We start from the raw sequence: 17,620 nt of genomic DNA, 5'->3' as shown, positions 1-17,620 counted from the left end.
CGCCGGGCCCGCGCTCGGCCTGAGTCCGGCCGGTCAGCTCCCCGAGCCGACCGTCGCCATCCAGCCGCCGAGCAGCGTGCAGCCGAACGACAGCGCGAGCCCCGCGATCGGCACCCAGAACGCGATCCGCCGCACCACCAGCAGCACGATCGAGACGGCGATCGCCGCGAGGAACGGGACCCACACTCCGCCCGCGGCAACGAGCACGCCCCAGCCGATCAGGCCGGTGTCGCAGTCGTTCCCGCCCATGCAGGAGTCGCTGGCCATCGCGAAGAACAGGCCGAGGTAGGACAGCAGCAGCGTCGCCCCGAGCGCGCACAGGATCAGCACCATCGTCAGCACGAGGTCCCACACCCGCACCGGGCGCCGCGACCGATCGAGGGTCGGGGCGGCACCCGCCCGCGCCGACTCCAGCGCCTGCACCGACTCCATCGAGGTGGGCGGCCGCCAGTCCGGCCGGCTCTCGCGACGGGGCGGCGGGGGCGGAGGCAGCTGCGGCTCGCTCATGCCCCGAGCCTAGCCACGCCCCTCCCGCCACCCCAGGGCGGCGGTGGAGACGAGCGGAGCACATCCCTCGTGGGCCGGCCGATCGACAAGGGTCGGATCCGACTCATGCTGGTCGAGTAGCCGCCGCAGGCGGCGTATCGAGACCCAACGCCGTCAGCAGACCGGGTCTGCAGACCAGCCGCTCGACGGCGCCGGATCTCGATACGCCCGCTCCGCGGGCTACTCGATCAGCATGTTCCGGCGCGCATGTCTGCTTCCAAGCTGGTCGAGCAGCCCCGCAGGGGCGTATCGAGACCCGCCCTCCCAGGCACGAACGGTCCGCAGATCCGAGCCCCACCACCGGCGGACCCGCGCCCAGCCCCGCTGGCCGGTTCCGACAACCCGCCCCCGCTCGCTCCCGCCGCCCTTTGTGGCCGCGCGACGGAACGTTTCCGCGATCCGCCGACCCGACCTACCGTGCAGGAGCACCGCCTCCCGACGCACTGCAGCGACGGGATCGACCGCTCGATCCTCCGCTCCGGCCGATCGCGAGCGGTCCGAGCCGAAGACGGTCGAAGGGATCCTCCTCATGAGCACCACAGCGCCCCGCCCCCACTCCGCCGCCGACGCCGCCGACCGCGCCGGATCGCGCTCCCGGGTCCGCCGCTCCCGCTCCGGCCCGATCACCCCGCCGCCGCCCGTGGACGTCCTCGGCAGCGAGGTCGACGCCCGGCTCGACGAGGACGGCGCCCCCGGCGTCGACGTGGCAGCCCTCGGCGAGCTGCTGCTCGGCGAGTGGCGCGAGCAGCGCCTCGCGACCCGCGCCCTCACCTCCCGCCCCGAGCTGCACCGGACCGACGGCCTGCCGATGGCCGAGCACCGCGCCCGGGTCACCCAGCAGATGAGCATCCTCGCGGCGGAGGGCGGCGTGCACCGCGCCTTCCCGGTCGCGCTCGGCGGCGACGCCGACCACGGCGGCAACATCGCCGGCTTCGAGGAGCTGGTCACCGCCGACCCGTCGCTGCAGATCAAGTCGGGCGTGCAGTGGGGGCTCTTCGGCGCGGCCGTCCTGCACCTCGGCACGCAGCCGCACCACGAGAAGTGGCTGCCCGGCATCATGAGCCTCGAGATCCCCGGCGCCTTCGCGATGACCGAGACCGGGCACGGCTCCGACGTCGCCTCGATCGCGACCTCGGCGACCTTCGACGAGGAGGCCCGCGACTTCGTCCTGACCACCCCGTTCCGCGCCGCCTGGAAGGACTACCTCGGCAACGCCGCCGTCGACGGTCGGGCCGCCGTCGTCTTCGCGCAGCTCGTCACCCGCGGCGTGAACCACGGTGTGCACGCGTTCTACGTGCCGATCCGCGACGAGGAGGGCGCGTTCCTCCCCGGCGTCGGCGGCGAGGACGACGGCCTCAAGGGCGGCCTGAACGGCATCGACAACGGCCGCCTGCACTTCGACCACGTCCGCGTGCCGCGCGAGAACCTGCTCAACCGCTACGGCGACGTCGCGGCCGACGGCAGCTACTCCTCGCCGATCGCGAGCCCGGGCCGCCGCTTCTTCACCATGCTCGGGACGCTCGTGCAGGGGCGCGTCTCCCTCGACGGCGCCTCCGTCGCCGCGTCGAAGATCGCGCTGACGATCGCGATCACCTACGGCGACCAGCGCCGGCAGTTCACCGGAGGCGGCGACCGCGAGGAGGTGCTGCTCGACTACCAGCGGCACCAGCGCCGACTGCTCCCGCGCCTGGCCACGACCTACGCGGCGGGCTTCGCGCACGACAGGCTGCTGCGGGCCTTCGACGACGTCTTCTCCGGCAGGAACGACACCGACGAGTCGCGGCAGGATCTCGAGACGCTCGCCGCGGGTCTCAAGGCGCTGTCCACCTGGCACGCCCTCGACACCCTGCAGGAGGCGCGCGAGGCCTGCGGCGGCGCCGGCTTCCTCGCCGAGAACCGGCTCACCCAGCTCCGCGCCGACCTCGACGTCTACGCGACGTTCGAGGGCGACAACACCGTGCTGCTGCAGCTCGTCGCCAAGCGACTGCTGACCGACGTCGGCCGCCGCTTCAAGAACGCGCAGCCGGGGGAGCTGGCCCGCTACGCCGTCGGCCAGGTCGCCGGGGCGACGGTCAACAACTCCGGACTGCGGCGGCTCGCGCAGGTCGTCGCCGACCGCGGCTCGACCGCCCGCTCGGTCGGTCAGCTCCGCGACGAGCAGCGCGAGCTGCTGACCGACCGGGTCGAGAGCATGGTCTCGGGAGTCGCGTCCCGCCTGCGGTCGGCCTCGAAGCTGCCCGCCGACGAGGCCGCTCGCCTCTTCAACGCGCACCAGAGCGAGCTGATCGAGGCCGCCCGCGCGCACGCCGAGCTGCTGCAGTGGGAGGCGTTCACCGAGGCGCTCGCCACGATCGAGGACGACGGGACGCGCACGGTGCTGACCTGGCTCCGCGACCTCTTCGGCCTCGAGCTGATCGAGAAGCACCTCGCCTGGTACCTGCTGCACGGCCGGCTCTCGTCGCAGCGGGCGCTCGCGGTGACCTCCTACATCGACCGCCTGCTCGCCCGCCTGCGCCCGCACGCCGGCGACCTGGTCGCCGCGTTCGGCTACCGCCCCGAGCACATCCGCGCGTCGATCGCCAGCGGCGCCGAGGCCACCCGCCAGGAGGAGGCGCACGCCTGGTACGAGGCCGCCCGCGCGGATGGCACCCTCCCCACCCCCGAGAAGTCGCCCAAGCGCTGACCCCCTCCGCGAGATGCCACTTGTGCACGCGACACGCCGTGAGAAGCGTGCACAAGTGGCATCTCGCGGCCTGCGTCAGCGCTCCAGGAAGGCCAGGGCGGCGTCGCGCTCGGCGCGCAGCTCGAGGACGGACTTGTCGATCTTGGCGCGCGAGTGGGCGTCGATCTCCAGGCCAGGGATGATGCGCCACTCGCCGTCGACGGAGCGGACGGGGAACGAGGAGATCAGGCCCTCCTCCACACCGTAGGAGCCGTCGGACTCGACGGCGGCGGAGGTCCACTCGGTGCCGGAGACCCAGTCGTGCACGTGATCGATCGCGGCGGACGCGGCCGAGGCGGCGGAGGAGGCACCGCGCACCTCGATGATCTCGGCGCCGCGCTTGGCGACCCGCGGCTCGAACTCCTCGTGCAGCCAGGCGGTGTCGACCAGGTCGGCGACGGGCCGGCCGTCGACGACCGCGTGGCTGACGTCCGGGTACTGCGAGGCGGAGTGGTTGCCCCAGATGGTGACGCCCGAGATCGCGTCGACCGGAGCGTCGAGCTTCGCGGCGAGCTGCGCGACGGCGCGGTTGTGGTCGAGCCGGGTCATCGCGGTGAAGCGCCCGGCCGGGATGTCCGGGGCGCTCGCGCGGGCGATCCAGGCGTTGGTGTTGGCCGGGTTGCCGACCACGAGCACGCGGATGTCGTCGGCGGCGTGCTCGTTCAGCGCGGCGCCCTGCGGACCGAAGATGCCGGCGTTCGCCGCGAGGAGGTCCGCGCGCTCCATGCCGGCCGAGCGCGGGCGGGCGCCGACGAGCAGGGCGACGCTCGCGCCGTCGAACGCGGCGGCGGGGTCGTCGGTGACCTCGATGCCGCGCAGCAGCCCGAACGCGCCGTCCTGCAGCTCGAGCGCGGTGCCGGCCGCGGAGCGCAGGCCGGCGGGGATCTCGAGGAGGCTCAGCCGGACCGGGACGTCGGGCCCGAGGAGCTGCCCGGAGGCGATGCGGAACAGGAGCGCGTAGCCGATCGCGCCCCCCGCTCCGGTGACGGCGACGGTGACGGGGACGCGCTGCATGCTCATGCGGCCGACGGTAGTCCGGCCGCCTGCGCGCCGCATCGGAAGCGGAGTCTCGACACCCTCTACGCGCTGCTCGACCCGCGCGAGGAGCGGCTGTCGCCGCGCTCTCCTCTCGTGCCCGTGTCTGCTCGTCGAGGAGCCGCGCAGCGGTCCATCGCGCGGCGAAGCCGCTTCGCGTCTGGTGGTGAGGGAGAGGATGCCGCCTCGCCCCGTTCCATGCTGGTCGAGTAGCCCCGCAGGGGCGTATCGAGATCCACCGTCCTCAGCAGGGCGGATCTGCAGACTCGCGTTCCGACGGTGGTGGATCTCGATACGCCCGCTGCGCGTGCTACTCGATCAGCAAAGTGGAGACCCCACCCCTTCGAGCCTTGACCGTTAGACCTCTAACAATTAGTGTTCTGAGCATGCAGGAACCCCGCGACCGCCCCACCTCCGGACTCGAGCTCGTCCGCTGGCTGGCGTGGGCGCAGCGCAAGGCCGGCGAGGACTGGATCCGCGCCCGCGAGCTCAGCCACGAGCAGGCCTTCGTCCTCGGCTACCTCGCGCAGACGCCCGGCGTCATTCAGCGCGAGATCGCGGAGGTCAGCCGGACGAGCCCCGCGAGTGTCACGAGCCTCCTGCAGGGGCTCGAGCGCCGCGGCCTCGTCGAGCGGCGCACCGAGGGAGGCGACGACCGCCGCAAGCGCGTCTACGCGACTCCCGCGGGCGCCGAGCTCATCGCCGGGTTCGAGGAGGCCATGCTCGCCGCCGACGAGACCCTCCTGGCACCCCTCGACCCCGAGGAGCGCGCCACCCTCCAGGCGCTCCTGACCAAGATCACCGCGGTCCTCCCGCCCCCCACCCGCTAGGCGCTCGGGCGCTCCGCCCCCGCCTCCCGTTCCGCCCTGCTCGCGCGCCGCTCCCTCGCGCGCCTCCTCACCGCGCCCTCCGCGGTGCCCCGACCGCGCCCTCCTCGGCGCGCCTCCCTCCTCGCGCCGTGCCGACGACCCTCGGCGCGCGCTCGACCCTGCCCGGAAGAAGCCCGCCCATGTCCAGCACCGACACCCCCACCGACACCACGCCCACCGACACCCCCACCCCGCGCCCCGCCGCCCCCGGCACCGACCGCTGGTACCTCTCCTCCGCCCCGATCGTCCGCGCCCTCGTGCACCTCTGCGTGCCGATGGCCGCCGCGATGATCGTCTCCGCCGTCTACAGCGTCATCAACGCCGGCGTCGTCGGCTCGCTGCACGACGCGACCCTGCTCGCCGCGATCACCCTCGGCTCCCCGCTGCTCGGGCTGGTGATGGCCGTCGGCGGCGTCTTCGGCGTCGGCGGCAGTGCCCTCATCTCGCGCCTGCTCGGCGCCTCGGAGCGCGACCCCGAGAAGGCGGGCGAGATCAAGCACGTCGCCTCCTTCGCGCTCTGGGGCTCGATCCTCACCGGCGCCGTCCTCGGCGGCCTCGGCCTGCTCCTCCTCGGTCCGCTGGTCGCCCTCCTCGGCGCCGACTCCACCACGGCCGCCGCGACCGGCGCCTTCACCGCGGTCACCCTCGCCTTCGTGCCGGTGCTCGCCGCCTCCTTCTGCCTCGAGCAGCTGGTGCGGGCGGAGGGCGCGGCCCGCCAGGTCATGATCGGCCTGCTCCTCTCGACCGTCGCGAACCTCCTCCTCGACGTCCTCTTCATCCTGGTGCTGCACTTCGGCGTCGCCGGGGCGGCGCTCGCCGTGGGCCTCGCCAACCTGCTCGTCGTCGGCTACTTCGCCCTCTGGCTCCAGCGCCGGAGCGAGCACATCGACCTCTCGCCCCGCTGGTTCACCCTGCGCGCGAGTGTGCTGAAGCCCGTCTTCGGCGTCGGCGCCGGCGAGCTGCTGCAGTCGAGCTTCCTGATCGTGACCGCGCTCGTGCTCAACAACCTCGCCGCGGCCTACGGAGACGGACCGCTCGCGGCCATGGGCGTCGCGGTCCGCATCGCCCAGGTCCCCGAGTTCCTGGTGATGGGCATCACCCTCGGCGTCCTGCCGCTGCTCGCCTACTCCTACGGCAAGGGCGACCGCGAGCGCCTGCGCGCGGCGATCCGCGGCGCCGCCGTCGCCGTCGGGACGATCACCGTGCTCGCGGCCGCCGCCCTCTGGCTGCTGCACGAGCCGGTGCTGGCGGTCTTCGCCGACGACCCCGCCGTGCTGACCCTCGGCGCCGTGGTGCTCGCGGCGCAGCTGGTGGCGATGATCGCCAACGGTTTCGCGGGCCTGCTGACCTCGCTGTTCCAGGCCACCGGCCGCGCTCTCGCGGCGACCACCATGTCGCTCACCCAGGGCGTCCTCTTCGTCCCGGTCGTGCTGCTCGGGAACCTCTGGTTCGGACTCGGCGGCATCATCTCGGCGCTGACCGCCACCGAGGTGCTCGTCCTCGTCGCCGGAGCCGTGCTCTGGCTCGCCTCCCGCCGCGCCATCGACCGCGGCCTGGCCGAGGGCGACGCCGAGCGCGCCGAGGCGGTGCTCGAGCAGGCCTGACGCCGCTCCGGATGCGCAACCCCCGGGCGCATCCGGGGCCGGGCCGCGTGAAATCGCTTCCCCCGACCCTGATCGTCAGTAGTGTGCGGCCCATGCGCACTCTGTACCCCGAGATCGAGCCCTTCCACACCGGAATGCTCGACGTCGGCGACGGCCACGAGATCTACTGGGAGGCCTCGGGCAACCCCGAGGGCAAGCCCGTCGTCTTCCTGCACGGCGGACCGGGCGCCGGCGCCTCCGCCACCCACCGCCGCCTCTTCGACCCGGAGAAGTACCGGATCGTGCTCCTCGACCAGCGGATGTGCGGCCGCTCCATCCCGCACGCGAGCGAGCCGGACGCCGACCTCTCCACGAACACCACCTGGTACCTGGTCTCCGATCTCGAGAAGCTCCGCGAGCACCTCGACATCGAGCGCTGGCAGGTCTTCGGCGGCTCCTGGGGCTCCACGCTGGCCCTCGCCTACGCCGAGTCGCACCCCGAGCGGGTCACCGAGATCGTCCTCCGCGGCATCTTCACCCTGCGCCGGGCCGAGCTCGAGTGGTTCTACGAGGGCGGCGCCGCCGCGGTCTACCCGGACCTCTGGGAGGGCTACACCTCGGTGATCCCGGCGGGCACGAGCGGCAGTCTGATCGAGGCCTACTACCGGCTGCTGCACGACGCCGATCCGGCCGTGCACGGTCCCGCCGGCGTCGCCTGGACCACCTGGGAGTCCTCGACCATCACGCTCCTGCAGAAGCCGGAGATGATCGAGGCCTGGTCCGACCCCGCCTTCGCCCTGGCCTTCGCGCGGATCGAGAACCACTACTTCGTGCACAAGGGCTGGCTGGAGGAGGGGCAGTTGATCCGCGACGTCGGCGTGCTGCGCGGCATCCCGGCCGTCATCGTCCAGGGCCGCTACGACATGTGCACGCCCGCGTTCACCGCGTGGGACCTGCACCGGGCCTGGCCCGAGGCGGACTTCCACCTGATCCCGGACGCCGGCCACGCGTTCGACGAGCCGGGCATCCTCGACGCCCTGATCGAGGCGACCGACCGCTTCGCCTCCTGAGGCGATCAGCGGCTCCGTCCCGCCCGGCCGGCGGGGCGGACTAGCCTGGGCGGATGCGCGCGGACGACGACAAGGGGATGGACGGCTGGCCCACCGGCCGCCTCCTCGCCACGGCGTCCCGGATGGTCGAGCACGCCTGGCACGGCGCGCTCGCCGAGATCGGCCTCACCCACGCGGGCCTGGTCGTGCTGCACCTGCTGCAGGCCGGGCCGGCCGCGCAGAAGGAGCTGGCCGCCTCCGCGCACGTCGAGGTGCAGACCATGTCGCGCACGATCGAGCGGCTGGAGCGCGAGGGGCACGTCTCCCGCGTGAGCGACTCCACCGACCGCCGCCGGCAGCTGGTGTCGCTGACGGACAAGGGCCGCGAGGCCTGGCAGCGCGCGCACCGGCTCGAGGTCGACATGCTGCCCGGGACCCTCGATCACGGTCCGCTGCGCGAGGCGCTGCTCGACATCATCCGCGACGCCAGCGAGTCGCGCTGGGGCTGATCCGGCCGAGCCACGGGGGCCGTCCGCAACCCCGGGCAGCGTGTCCTCGGTCGGCGCTAGTTTGACCGCATGACCTTCAACGACGACTCCCAGCTCAGCGGCGGCAAGGTCCGCCGGCGCGGCCGCACCACCGGCATCGCGGTCGGCGGCGGCGCGGTGGGCGTCGTCGTGCTCGCCCTGCTCTCGCAGCTGCTCGGGGTCGACCTGTCCGGGCTCGGCGGTCTCGTCGGCGGTGGCGGCGGATCCTCGCCGGAGCAGATCACCAGCACGGCCGTCGCCTGCGACAGCGGCGCCGATGCCAACGCCGAGGTCGACTGCCGGCTCGAGGGCGCGGCGGAGTCGCTCGACCGCTACTGGGCCGGCGCGGCGGGCTCCGTCGGGGCGACCTACACGACGACCGGCGGAGTGATCGTCTTCGAGGACCAGACCAGCACCGGCTGCGGCAACGCCACCGCCGCGGTGGGCCCGTTCTACTGCCCGCCGGACCAGACGATCTACCTCGACACCGACTTCTTCGACGAGCTGCGCACCCGCTTCGACACCTCGGGCGGCTCGCTCGCGCAGATGTACATCCTGGCCCACGAGTGGGGCCACCACATCCAGAGCCTGACCGGCGCGATGGAGTCGGCCGACCGCAGCGGCACCGGCCCCGACTCCGACTCCGTGCGCCTCGAGCTGCAGGCCGACTGCTACGCCGGAGCCTGGGTCGGCGACGCCTCCACCGTGCCCGACGAGACCGGGACCCCCTATCTCAAGCCCGTGACGCAGGAGCAGTACCGCGACGCCCTGAGCGCCGCCGCGGCCGTCGGCGACGACCGCATCCAGGAGCAGGCGACCGGCACCGTCGACCCCGAGGGCTGGACCCACGGCTCCGCCGAGCAGCGCCAGCGCTGGTTCCAGGCCGGCTTCGACGCCGACGCCACCGCCTGCGACACCTTCGCCGTCGCGGGCTCCGCCCTCTGACCCCGCCCCGGAGCGGCCCCGCGTTCATGCTGGTCGAGCAGCCGCGCAGCGGCCCCTGCATGCTGGTCGAGTAGCCCCGAAGGGGCGTATCGAGACCCACCGTCTCAGACACGGCGGATCTCGATACGGTCGCTCCGCGCCCTACTCGATCAGCAAGCAGCTCATGCCGGTCTAGCAGCCGCGCAGCGGCCCCTGCATGCTGGTCGAGTAGCCGCGCAGCGGCGTATCGAGACCCGCCCCCTCAGCTCACCGAGTCGCTCGGCTCCTCCATGTACCACTCCGTGAAGGAGCACGCCCGCCCGTCCTCCGCGAAGCGGATCACCCACAGATTCAGGTACGTGCGGTCCGAGGGGTAGATGGTCCGCGCCTCCACCACCGCCGTGGTCTCCGTCAGCGCGACGAGCCCCCACGCGAACGTCGGGTCGTCCGGCTCGCTCTCCGCGACCCACCACTCCACGATCGCCTCCCGCGGAGTGATCGCCTCCGCGTACGGCGCCGTGAAGTACTCCGCGCCCTCGGTGAAGAGCGCCGCCACATCCGCGGGGTCGTCCGTCGCCCAGGCCTTCTCGTAGCCGGCGATCCAGCTCTCGATCTCGATCATGCGCCCATCCTCGTCCCGCCCGCGGCAGCCCGGTAGAGCGATCGGGAAGGTTTCCGAGCATCGGTCGGTTCGGCTCAGAGGCCCGGCGATGCAAAGCTGAGCAATACGACCCGCCCTGCAGGACGCCGGACCTCCGGCGTCCCGCTCCTGCACGCCGCCGACACGAAGGACCGCAGTGCCCGACTCCGATAGACGCTCGCTCACCCGCTCGCCCAGCCCCCGCCTGATCACCGCCGTCCTCGCCTTCGCGGGGATGAGCGCGTCGTTCATGCAGACGCTGGTCGTCCCGATCCAGTCGGAGCTGCCCACCCTGCTCGGCGCAGACCGGAGCGAGACCGCCTGGGTGATCACCGCGACCCTGCTCAGCGCCTGCATCCTCACCCCGGTCTCCGGGCGTCTCGGCGACCTCTACGGCAAGCGCCGGATGGCCCTCGCCGCGCTCGTCGTCCTCGTGCTCGGCTCGATCGTCTGCGCCTTCGCGGACGACGTCTGGACGCTCGTGGTCGGCCGCGCCCTCCAGGGTGCGGTGATGGGCGTCATCCCGCTCGGCATCTCGATCCTCCGCGACACCCTGCACCGCGACCGCCTGCCCGGCGCGATCGCCCTCGTCAGCGCCACGCTCGGCATCGGTGGCGCGCTCGGCCTGCCGCTCAGCGCCCTGGTCGCCGAGAACCTCGACTGGCACGTGCTGTTCTGGATGTCCGCCGGGCTCGGCGTGCTCGACATCGTCCTCGTGCTCCTCGTCATCCCCGTCTCGACCCTGCGCTCGCCCGGCCGCTTCGACGTCGTCGGCACGATCGGCCTCGCGATCGGCCTCAGCGGCATCCTGATCGCCGTCTCCCGCGGCAACGACGCGGGCTGGACGAGCCCCGGCATCCTCGGCTCGGGCCTCGGCGGCGTCGCGGTCCTGCTGATCTGGGGCTGGTACGAGCTGCGCCAGGAGAGCCCGCTCGTCGACCTCCGGGTCGCCGCCCGCCCGGCGGTGCTGTTCACCAACCTCGCCTCGGTGGCCGTCGGCTTCGCCTTCTTCGGCGCGCAGATCACCCTGCCGCAGCGCCTCGAGCTGCCGGCCGCGTCCGGCGTCGGCTTCGGCCTCAGCCTCATCGTGGCGAGCCTGGTCCTGGCGCCCTCGGGCCTGGCGATGATGGCGACCTCGCCGCTCGCCGCCCGGCTCTCGGCGCAGTCCGGGCCGCGCCTGGTGCTGGTCTCGGGAGCGGCGCTGATCGCGGTGTCCTACCTGCTGATCCTCCCGTTCGGCGCGGAGGTCTGGCAGATCCTCGTGATCAACGCGCTGATCGGCGTCGGCCTCGGCCTCGCCTACGCCGCGATGCCGACCCTGATCATGCACGCGGTGCCGGCCTCCGAGACCGCAGCGGCGAACGGCCTGAACTCGCTGATGCGCACCCTCGGCACGACGCTGTCGTCCGCGGTAACCGCGGCGGTCCTGGCGCAGCTGACCGTCTCGGTGGGCTCCGTCGACCTGCCGAGCTCGGAGGCGTTCGAGACGACGTTCGTCATCGGCGCGATCGGCGCGGTGGTCGCCGTGGTGCTCGGGCTGCTGATCCCGAAGGTGTCCCGCCCGGAGGTGCGTCCGGCGCTGCCCTGACCGGTGCTCCCGGCCGGCGCCGCGCAGCCCGCCGCGCTCACTCCTCGTCGAGGAGCAGCCGCTCGATCTGCAGCTCGCGCAGGCGCACGGTCGCCAGCTGGTTCTCGCGCGCGGCGATCGCGAGCCGGCAGAGCAGCACGGCGAGCACGAGCACGATCACGACGACCGCGATGGCCGCGACGATGTAGAGGATGCCGAAGACGTTCAGAGCGGAGAACATCCTCCGACGCTAGCCAGCGGGGCTCGCGCGGATCGTCCCCCGCAGGACGGAGCCGGGACTCCTCGGAACCCCGATGGCGCTTCACATCCGGGCCCGAGGTGCCCGCGCGTAGGGTGACTCCCCGTGGAACCCCGATCTCCCGACCGCGCGGCGCCCGCCGTCCCCCCGCTGAGCGACGAGGTCGCGCAGGCGCTCGACGCCGGCACGGTCGCCGAGATCCGCGCCCTCCGCGACGACTTCGCGCGGTTCATGCTGCAGTACAAGTTCGGCATGGACGAGATCGTCACGAAGGTGACGATCCTGCAGGAGGAGTTCCGCGAGATGCGGGAGTACAACCCGATCGAGCACGTGTCGAGCCGGCTGAAGTCGGCCGACAGCCTGATCGAGAAGATCGAGCGCAAGGGCTGCGACACCTCCTTCGAGGGCATCGCCGCCGCCGTCACCGACATCGCGGGCGTCCGGATCACCTGCAGCTTCGTCTCCGACGTCTACCGCGTCTTCGACATGCTCACCTCGCAGGCCGACGTCCGCGTCCTCGAGGTGAAGGACTACATCGCCACTCCGAAGGAGAACGGCTACAAGAGCCTGCACGCGATCGTCGAGGTGCCGGTGTTCCTCTCGGGAGGCTCGGTCGACGTCTGCGTCGAGGTCCAGTTCCGCACCATCGCGATGGACTTCTGGGCGAGCCTCGAGCACAAGATCTACTACAAGTACGACCGCCAGGTCCCGCAGCAGCTGCTCGACGGCCTGTCCGACGCCGCGCGCACCGCCGCCGCCCTCGACGCCGACATGGAGCGCCTGCACCGCCAGGTCCGCGGCGAGCTCCCGCTCGACCCGGTCCTCCGCATCCTCGACGTCTGACCCGCAAGACCCTGCATGCTGATCGAGTAGCCCGCGCAGCGGGCGTATCGAGATCCACCGTCCACAGCACGCCGGGTCTCGATACGCCGCTCCGCGGCTACTCGACCACCATGGAACTCATGCTGATCGAGTAGCCCGCTCCGCGGGTGTATCGAGATCCACCGTCGCCGGGGCTACCCCAGCGCCGTCACCAGCACCAGCAGCAGCACCGCGGACCCGTTCAGCGTCGCGTGCGACACGATCGCCGCGCCGAGCCGCCCGGTCACCGTGGAGATCCAGCCGTGCGCCAGCCCGGCGATCACCGTCGTCGTCCCCAGCGTGACCACCGTCGCCGGATTCACCATCTGGTGCCCGTGCAGCAGGGCGAAGACCAGCGTCGACGCGATCACGCTGAACACCGCCGCCCAGACCCGGCGCCCGCGGGTCGGCGGTGCCGCATCGCCCTTCGTCCGCAGCATCCGGTTGCGGACCGCCCGCATGACGACCCCGCGGCAGAGGATCTCCTCGACGATCGGTGCGACCAGCACCGGGATCATCACGGAGCTCAGCACGAACCACAGCGGGTCGGGGTCGAGCTCGAGGTTGCTCTCCGCCTCGCCCAGCAGCGGCGAGAACACGATCAGCACGGCGACGATCGCGATCCGCACGCCGATCCCCAGCCCGATGCCGATCGGCACGTCGATCCAGCGGAACCGCAGCCCGTAGTCCGCGGCGAGCGACCCCAGCCCGCGGAGCTTCGACGCGGCGAACGGGATGACGAGCGCGACCAGGTAGCTGGCGAACGACCCCGCGAACACGAGCCCGGGGGAGTAGGGCAGCACCCCGAAGCCGAACAGCACGATCAGCAGCGCGAGCGGCAGCACGATCCCGGCGATCGTCAGCGCCGCCGTCGGCAGCCCCCAGCGCACCCGCGGATCCGGCAGATAGAGGAGAGAGGAGTACGGAGCGTCGACCGACGGCTGCGGCTCGGGCGGCGGCGCCCAGGCGAAGGCGGGCCCACCGTGCGGCGGCGCGGCGGCGACGGCAGGCTGCTCGGGGGCGACGGTCGACGGATCGGGCGGCGGAAAGGGGGCGGGATTCATGGCCCGCCCAGGCTACGCAGCCCAGCTGAGCGCCCGGAGCGCACCTCGGGCTCGCAGAACCACGTCCGGCTCGCAGGATCGAGCCGTTCTCGCGAGCCGAGGCCGATTCGACGAGCCGAGCAGCCGCTCTCGAACTCTGCTGCGCGAGATCCGTCGTACTCCTGCGTCGAGTACGACGACTTCTGCGGAGTGAGGCGCAGCCCGACCGGTGGGGCTCGGGAACGACCCGTTAACGGAAGAAACCCCCGCCATGTAGAAGCTAGGCGAGGGTTTCCGTGGCTCCGACGGGCGTCGATCCCGTGACCTCACGATTTTCAGTCGTGCGCTCTACCAACTGAGCTACAGAGCCGTTGCAGCCGAGGATGTCCGAGGACATCGATGCCGCGAGGAGACGAGCGAGTCGTCTCCTGGAAAAGGCCCTTCCTCTCGGAAGGGCCTCTCTGCGACCCTGACGGGACTTGAACCCGCGACCTCCGCCGTGACAGGGCGGCACGCTAACCAGCTGCGCTACAGGGCCTCGTTGCGAAGACAAGCATACTGCCTTCGAGGCTGTTCGATTTTCACATCCCGTCCGTCTCCGGCCGTTCTGCGGTGGTGCACTTCTCTTGCGGTGGTAGCCCTCATCCGTGACCCCAACGGGATTCGAACCCGTGCTGCCGCCGTGAAAGGGCGGTGTCCTAGGCCACTAAACGATGGGGCCGGAAGCTCGCCGGGGCGACCCTGCGGCCGACCCACCATGACTACCGACACGCAAGCATAGGGACAGCCGGCCGGATATGCAAAACCGGCCCTCGCGGGGCGCCGATCGCGGGGAGGCCGCCGGACGTCGATGCGCGCCTGTGCCCCTGACGGGCGACGCCGATCCCTAGGCGTACGGGGAGGGCTTGACTAGGGTGGGTCGGAATCGCCACTTCCTCGCGACGGAGCCGCACCGCCGCCGGGGGAGTAGTCCGTCTCCAGCACCGAGGTCCCATGATCCACTCTTCGCGCCGAAACCGCCCCGCACGCCGCTCCGGCGCGCCGCGGATCGGCCGTCTCCGCGGCACCGCCCTCGTCTCGGCCGCGGTGGCCCTGGTCGCGGGCCTGCTGGTCGCCACTCCCGCGCAGGCGGTCGAGTACCCCAGCTGGGCCGACGTCGAGGCGGCGAAGGGCAACACCCAGGCGGCGGCCGCGCAGGTGGACAGCATCCTCTCGCTGATCGACGGCCTACAGAGCGAGGTCGCGGCGGCGCAGCAGGTCGCCGAGCAGCGCGGCGAGGAGTACTTCGCGGCTCAGCAGGACTTCGATGACGCCTCGGATCGGGCGACCGAGCTCGAAGCCAAGGCCACCGCCAGTGCCGACCAGGCCGACGCCGCGACGCAGCAGGCGGGCCTCCTGGCCGCTCAGCTCTACCGCACCACCGGCACCGACCTCTCGGTCAACATCTTCCTCGACGGCGAGGGCGGCAAGGCCGACGACCTCCTCGGCCGCATCGGCAACATGACGAAGCTCGTCGAGCGCTCCAACGCCATCTACGAGCAGGCCAGCACCACCAAGAACACCGCCGAGTCGCTCGGCGACCAGGCGAAGGTCGCGCAGGCCGAGCGGGAGAAGCTCCGCGTCGCCGCCGAGGCGAAGCTCGCCGAGGCCACGGCCGCGCAGGCCGCCTCGGAGGCCGCGCTCACCGAGCAGCAGAACCAGAGCATCGTGCTCGAGCAGCAGCTGGCCGCGCTCCGCGACACCGAGTCGACGACCGTCGCCGAGTACGAGGCCGGGGTCGCGGCGCGCGAGGCCGAGCGCCAGCGCATCCTCGCCGAGCAGGAGGCCGCCCGTCAGGCGCAGGCCGAGATCGCTCGCCAGCAGGCCGCAGCCGCTCGCGAGGCTGCGGCAGCCGCGGCCGCGGCGGCCCCGTCTCGCGGGTCCGGCAACGGCTACAGCGCGCCCGTCGCACCCTCGCCCGGCGGCGGTTCGACGGCCGTCAGCGACTCCGGCTGGGTTCGTCCTGCCGCAGGCCGCATCACCGGCACCTTCGGCCCCCGCGGCAGCCTCTCCACCGGCGGCGGCTCGACCAGCTCCTACCACCGCGGCACCGACATCGCCGGCGGCTGCGGCATTCCGATCTTCGCCGCCCACAGCGGAACGGTGACCTACGCCGGCTGGTTCGGCACCTATGGCAACTGGATCGAGATCAGCAACGGCGACGGCATCAGCACCGGCTACGCGCACATCATGCCCGGCGGCATCTACGTCAGCGTCGGCCAGCGGGTCGAGGCGGGCGAGCAGATCGCCGCCGTCGGCACCACCGGCGCCTCCACCGGCTGCCACCTGCACTACGAGACCCGCGTCAACGGCACCGCCGTCGACGCTCAGCCCTTCATGGCCGCACGAGGAGTCACACTTGGTTGACGCGCAGAAGACCGCCCGCAGCTTCACCCCCGCCCCGCGTGAGCGGGCCTGGAAGGGCCGTCTTCCGCTGGCGGTCTCGGCCGCCTTCGCGGTGACCGCCGTCACGGCGTCGCTCGGCATCGTGCCGGCCCAGGCGGACGACCCGTCGTACCCCTCGTGGGACGACGTGCAGAACGCGAAGACCGACGAGGCCAGCAAGCAGGCCGAGATCGACTCGATCACCGCGCTGATCGGCGGGCTGCAGACCTCGGTCGACGACGCGTCGCTCGTCGCGATGAAGAAGGCGGAGGCCTGGCGCCAGGCGCAGGAGGCGCTCGACGCCGCGGCCGCCGCCGTCACCGAGCTCGAGGACCGCGCGAACGCGGCGGCGTCGACGGCGCACACGTCGCAGATGCGTGCCGGCCTCCTCGCCGCACACCTCTCCCGCTCCGCCGGCGGCGACCTCTCGATGAGCCTCGTCGCGAAGGGCCAGGACGCGGGCGATCTGCTGTACCAGCTCGGCGCCATGTCGCAGCTCTCCGAGCAGTCGCAGCGCGTCTACGCCGACGCCCTCGCCGACAAGCAGACCGCGGAGTCGCTCGCCGAGCAGGCCGACGTGGCCGTCGTCGAGCACCAGAAGCTGTCCGACGCCGCGGACGAGGCTCGCACGGGCGCAGACGCCGCCGCCGCCTCCGCCCGGAGCGCTCTCGCGGCCCAGGAGGCGAAGTCCGAGGAGCTCATCGCGCAGCTCGCGCTGCTCAAGGACTCCACCGTCGAGATCGAGACCGCGTTCCTCGCCGGCGAGCAGGAGCGCAAGGCCGCTGCGGCCGCTGCCGCCGCCGCCGCGAAGGCCGAGGCCGACGCTGCCGCCGCCCAGCCGGCCGCGCAGCCGTCGTCCGGATCCTCGTCGGGAGGGTCCTCGTCGTCGGGAGGCTCCTCGTCGACGGCGCCCCGCCCCGCGGCGCCGGCCGCGAGCCAGCCCGCGGCTCCGGTTCCGAACCAGCCGGTCGTCGAGCAGCCCGCCGCTCAGCCCGCCCCGCAGCAGCCGGTCGCTCCGGCGGCCCCTGCGCAGCAGCCCGCGCCGCTCCCGGCGCCCGCCGCCCCGCAGCCCGCACCGGCGCCGGTGCAGAACCCCGCGCCGCAGCAGAACCAGGTCGAGACCGCGATCTCCTACGCGATGGCGCAGCTCGGCGAGCGCTACGTGCTCGGCGGCATGGGTCCGGACGTCTGGGACTGCTCCGGTCTGACCAAGCAGTCGTATGCGAGCGCCGGCGAGTACATCGGCACCCACTCCGCGACGAACCAGTACAACACCATGGCGAACGAGGGCAAGCTCGTCCCCTACAGCCAGCGTCAGCGCGGCGACCTGCTCTTCTGGTCCGACTCGCCCGGCGACTACTACCACGTCGCGATCTACCTCGGCGACGGCCAGATGATCGAGGCGCCGAACCCCAACTCGCCCGTGCGCGTGCACTCCATCTGGGGCACCCCGACCGGCATGGTCGGCCGCCCGACGGCGTAGCCACCGCTCAGACGGCGCCGCCCGAAGACACGAGAACCCGCCCCCTCGAGGCGCCGGCAGCAGCCGGTCGACTCGAGTGGGCGGGTTC

Annotated in this window: 15 protein-coding genes and 3 tRNA genes; 10 read left to right on the top strand and 8 right to left on the bottom strand. The window is 72.6% G+C overall.

Annotation, left to right across the window (positions count from 1 at the left end):
* Positions 1–33: 33 nt before the first annotated feature.
* Positions 34–507: a DUF6264 family protein gene (locus C1I64_RS13735; RefSeq protein ID WP_127887570.1), complete on the bottom strand. Its 474-nt coding sequence runs from the start codon at positions 505–507 to the stop codon at positions 34–36.
* Positions 508–1,075: 568 nt separating this feature from the next.
* Here C1I64_RS13735 and C1I64_RS13730 point away from each other — a divergent pair.
* Positions 1,076–3,229, top strand: a complete 2,154-nt coding sequence (locus tag C1I64_RS13730; RefSeq protein ID WP_127887569.1) for an acyl-CoA dehydrogenase family protein — start codon at positions 1,076–1,078, stop codon at positions 3,227–3,229.
* A gap of 75 nt (positions 3,230–3,304) precedes the next feature.
* Here C1I64_RS13730 and C1I64_RS13725 read toward each other — a convergent pair whose 3' ends face one another.
* The gene (locus C1I64_RS13725; protein ID WP_127888578.1) at positions 3,305–4,282 is read right to left on the bottom strand and encodes a malate dehydrogenase; all 978 of its coding nucleotides are present in this window, start codon (positions 4,280–4,282) and stop codon (positions 3,305–3,307) included.
* 407 nt (positions 4,283–4,689) lie between these two features.
* Here C1I64_RS13725 and C1I64_RS13720 point away from each other — a divergent pair, with 407 nt between their 5' ends.
* The 5 genes from C1I64_RS13720 to ypfJ all read left to right on the top strand — a co-directional run bounded on the left by C1I64_RS13720 (position 4,690) and on the right by ypfJ (position 9,276).
* Positions 4,690–5,133 (top strand): MarR family winged helix-turn-helix transcriptional regulator, encoded by a 444-nt coding sequence (locus tag C1I64_RS13720; RefSeq protein WP_123446820.1) that lies wholly within the window; start codon positions 4,690–4,692, stop codon positions 5,131–5,133.
* A 179-nt stretch (positions 5,134–5,312) separates the two neighbouring features.
* Positions 5,313–6,776: an MATE family efflux transporter gene (locus tag C1I64_RS13715; protein ID WP_127887568.1), complete on the top strand. Its 1,464-nt coding sequence runs from the start codon at positions 5,313–5,315 to the stop codon at positions 6,774–6,776.
* 92 nt (positions 6,777–6,868) lie between these two features.
* Positions 6,869–7,825 (top strand): prolyl aminopeptidase, encoded by a 957-nt coding sequence (pip, locus tag C1I64_RS13710; RefSeq protein WP_127887567.1) that lies wholly within the window; start codon positions 6,869–6,871, stop codon positions 7,823–7,825.
* Between the two features lie 53 nt (positions 7,826–7,878).
* Positions 7,879–8,313 carry a MarR family winged helix-turn-helix transcriptional regulator gene (locus C1I64_RS13705; protein WP_123705541.1) on the top strand — a complete coding sequence of 145 codons (435 nt, stop codon included), beginning with the start codon at positions 7,879–7,881 and terminating at the stop codon, positions 8,311–8,313.
* A gap of 69 nt (positions 8,314–8,382) precedes the next feature.
* Complete coding sequence (gene ypfJ, locus C1I64_RS13700; protein ID WP_123736601.1) at positions 8,383–9,276, top strand: KPN_02809 family neutral zinc metallopeptidase; 894 nt, start codon at positions 8,383–8,385, stop codon at positions 9,274–9,276.
* Between the two features lie 241 nt (positions 9,277–9,517).
* On the opposite strand, the gene C1I64_RS13695 is transcribed toward ypfJ, so the two are convergent.
* Positions 9,518–9,877, bottom strand: a complete 360-nt coding sequence (locus tag C1I64_RS13695) for a nuclear transport factor 2 family protein (RefSeq protein ID WP_123446815.1) — start codon at positions 9,875–9,877, stop codon at positions 9,518–9,520.
* Between the two features lie 175 nt (positions 9,878–10,052).
* On the opposite strand from C1I64_RS13695, the gene C1I64_RS13690 reads away from it, so the two are divergent.
* Positions 10,053–11,483 (top strand): MFS transporter, encoded by a 1,431-nt coding sequence (locus tag C1I64_RS13690; protein ID WP_244209481.1) that lies wholly within the window; start codon positions 10,053–10,055, stop codon positions 11,481–11,483.
* A gap of 37 nt (positions 11,484–11,520) precedes the next feature.
* Here the strand turns inward: C1I64_RS13690 and C1I64_RS13685 are convergent, their stop codons facing one another.
* Entirely contained in the window at positions 11,521–11,703 is a 183-nt protein-coding gene (locus C1I64_RS13685; protein WP_123446814.1) for a hypothetical protein, read from the bottom strand.
* Between the two features lie 249 nt (positions 11,704–11,952).
* On the opposite strand from C1I64_RS13685, the gene C1I64_RS13680 reads away from it, so the two are divergent.
* A complete protein-coding gene (locus C1I64_RS13680; RefSeq protein WP_123732880.1) occupies positions 11,953–12,564 on the top strand; it encodes a GTP pyrophosphokinase in 612 nt (203 codons plus the stop codon).
* Positions 12,565–12,737: 173 nt separating this feature from the next.
* Here C1I64_RS13680 and C1I64_RS13675 read toward each other — a convergent pair whose 3' ends face one another.
* The 4 genes from C1I64_RS13675 to C1I64_RS13660 all read right to left on the bottom strand — a co-directional run bounded on the left by C1I64_RS13675 (position 12,738) and on the right by C1I64_RS13660 (position 14,346).
* Positions 12,738–13,646 (bottom strand): CPBP family intramembrane glutamic endopeptidase, encoded by a 909-nt coding sequence (locus C1I64_RS13675; RefSeq protein ID WP_127887566.1) that lies wholly within the window; start codon positions 13,644–13,646, stop codon positions 12,738–12,740.
* A gap of 276 nt (positions 13,647–13,922) precedes the next feature.
* Positions 13,923–13,995 (bottom strand) — tRNA-Phe (locus C1I64_RS13670).
* Positions 13,996–14,089: 94 nt separating this feature from the next.
* Positions 14,090–14,163, bottom strand: a tRNA-Asp gene (locus C1I64_RS13665).
* Positions 14,164–14,273: 110 nt separating this feature from the next.
* Positions 14,274–14,346 (bottom strand) — tRNA-Glu (locus C1I64_RS13660).
* A 272-nt stretch (positions 14,347–14,618) separates the two neighbouring features.
* Between C1I64_RS13660 and C1I64_RS13655 the strand changes: the two genes are divergently transcribed.
* Positions 14,619–16,031: a M23 family metallopeptidase gene (locus tag C1I64_RS13655; RefSeq protein ID WP_244209480.1), complete on the top strand. Its 1,413-nt coding sequence runs from the start codon at positions 14,619–14,621 to the stop codon at positions 16,029–16,031.
* Positions 16,024–17,532, top strand: coding sequence for a C40 family peptidase (locus tag C1I64_RS13650; protein ID WP_123446812.1), 1,509 nt, complete (start codon positions 16,024–16,026; stop codon positions 17,530–17,532). The genes C1I64_RS13655 and C1I64_RS13650 overlap by 8 nt, the downstream gene beginning before the upstream one ends.
* Positions 17,533–17,620: the final 88 nt, after the last annotated feature.

It is taken from the genome of Rathayibacter festucae DSM 15932, assembly GCF_004011135.1.
GTDB classification, from domain to species: domain Bacteria; phylum Actinomycetota; class Actinomycetes; order Actinomycetales; family Microbacteriaceae; genus Rathayibacter; species Rathayibacter festucae.
Note: the sequence above shows the minus strand (reverse complement) of the source record. Positions and strands in the feature narration are given on the sequence as shown.

What these genes read in the sequence shown, in the direction of transcription:
- C1I64_RS13735 (WP_127887570.1), bottom strand. Translation starts at nt 507, where the DNA reads ATGAGCGAGCCGCAGCTGCCTCCGCCCCCGCCGCCCCGTCGCGAGAGC.
- C1I64_RS13730 (WP_127887569.1), top strand. Translation starts at nt 1,076, where the DNA reads ATGAGCACCACAGCGCCCCGCCCCCACTCCGCCGCCGACGCCGCCGAC.
- C1I64_RS13725 (WP_127888578.1), bottom strand. Translation starts at nt 4,282, where the DNA reads ATGCAGCGCGTCCCCGTCACCGTCGCCGTCACCGGAGCGGGGGGCGCG.
- C1I64_RS13720 (WP_123446820.1), top strand. Translation starts at nt 4,690, where the DNA reads ATGCAGGAACCCCGCGACCGCCCCACCTCCGGACTCGAGCTCGTCCGC.
- C1I64_RS13715 (WP_127887568.1), top strand. Translation starts at nt 5,313, where the DNA reads ATGTCCAGCACCGACACCCCCACCGACACCACGCCCACCGACACCCCC.
- pip (WP_127887567.1), top strand. Translation starts at nt 6,869, where the DNA reads ATGCGCACTCTGTACCCCGAGATCGAGCCCTTCCACACCGGAATGCTC.
- C1I64_RS13705 (WP_123705541.1), top strand. Translation starts at nt 7,879, where the DNA reads ATGCGCGCGGACGACGACAAGGGGATGGACGGCTGGCCCACCGGCCGC.
- ypfJ (WP_123736601.1), top strand. Translation starts at nt 8,383, where the DNA reads ATGACCTTCAACGACGACTCCCAGCTCAGCGGCGGCAAGGTCCGCCGG.
- C1I64_RS13695 (WP_123446815.1), bottom strand. Translation starts at nt 9,877, where the DNA reads ATGATCGAGATCGAGAGCTGGATCGCCGGCTACGAGAAGGCCTGGGCG.
- C1I64_RS13685 (WP_123446814.1), bottom strand. Translation starts at nt 11,703, where the DNA reads ATGTTCTCCGCTCTGAACGTCTTCGGCATCCTCTACATCGTCGCGGCC.
- C1I64_RS13680 (WP_123732880.1), top strand. Translation starts at nt 11,953, where the DNA reads ATGCTGCAGTACAAGTTCGGCATGGACGAGATCGTCACGAAGGTGACG.
- C1I64_RS13675 (WP_127887566.1), bottom strand. Translation starts at nt 13,646, where the DNA reads ATGAATCCCGCCCCCTTTCCGCCGCCCGATCCGTCGACCGTCGCCCCC.
- C1I64_RS13655 (WP_244209480.1), top strand. Translation starts at nt 14,619, where the DNA reads ATGATCCACTCTTCGCGCCGAAACCGCCCCGCACGCCGCTCCGGCGCG.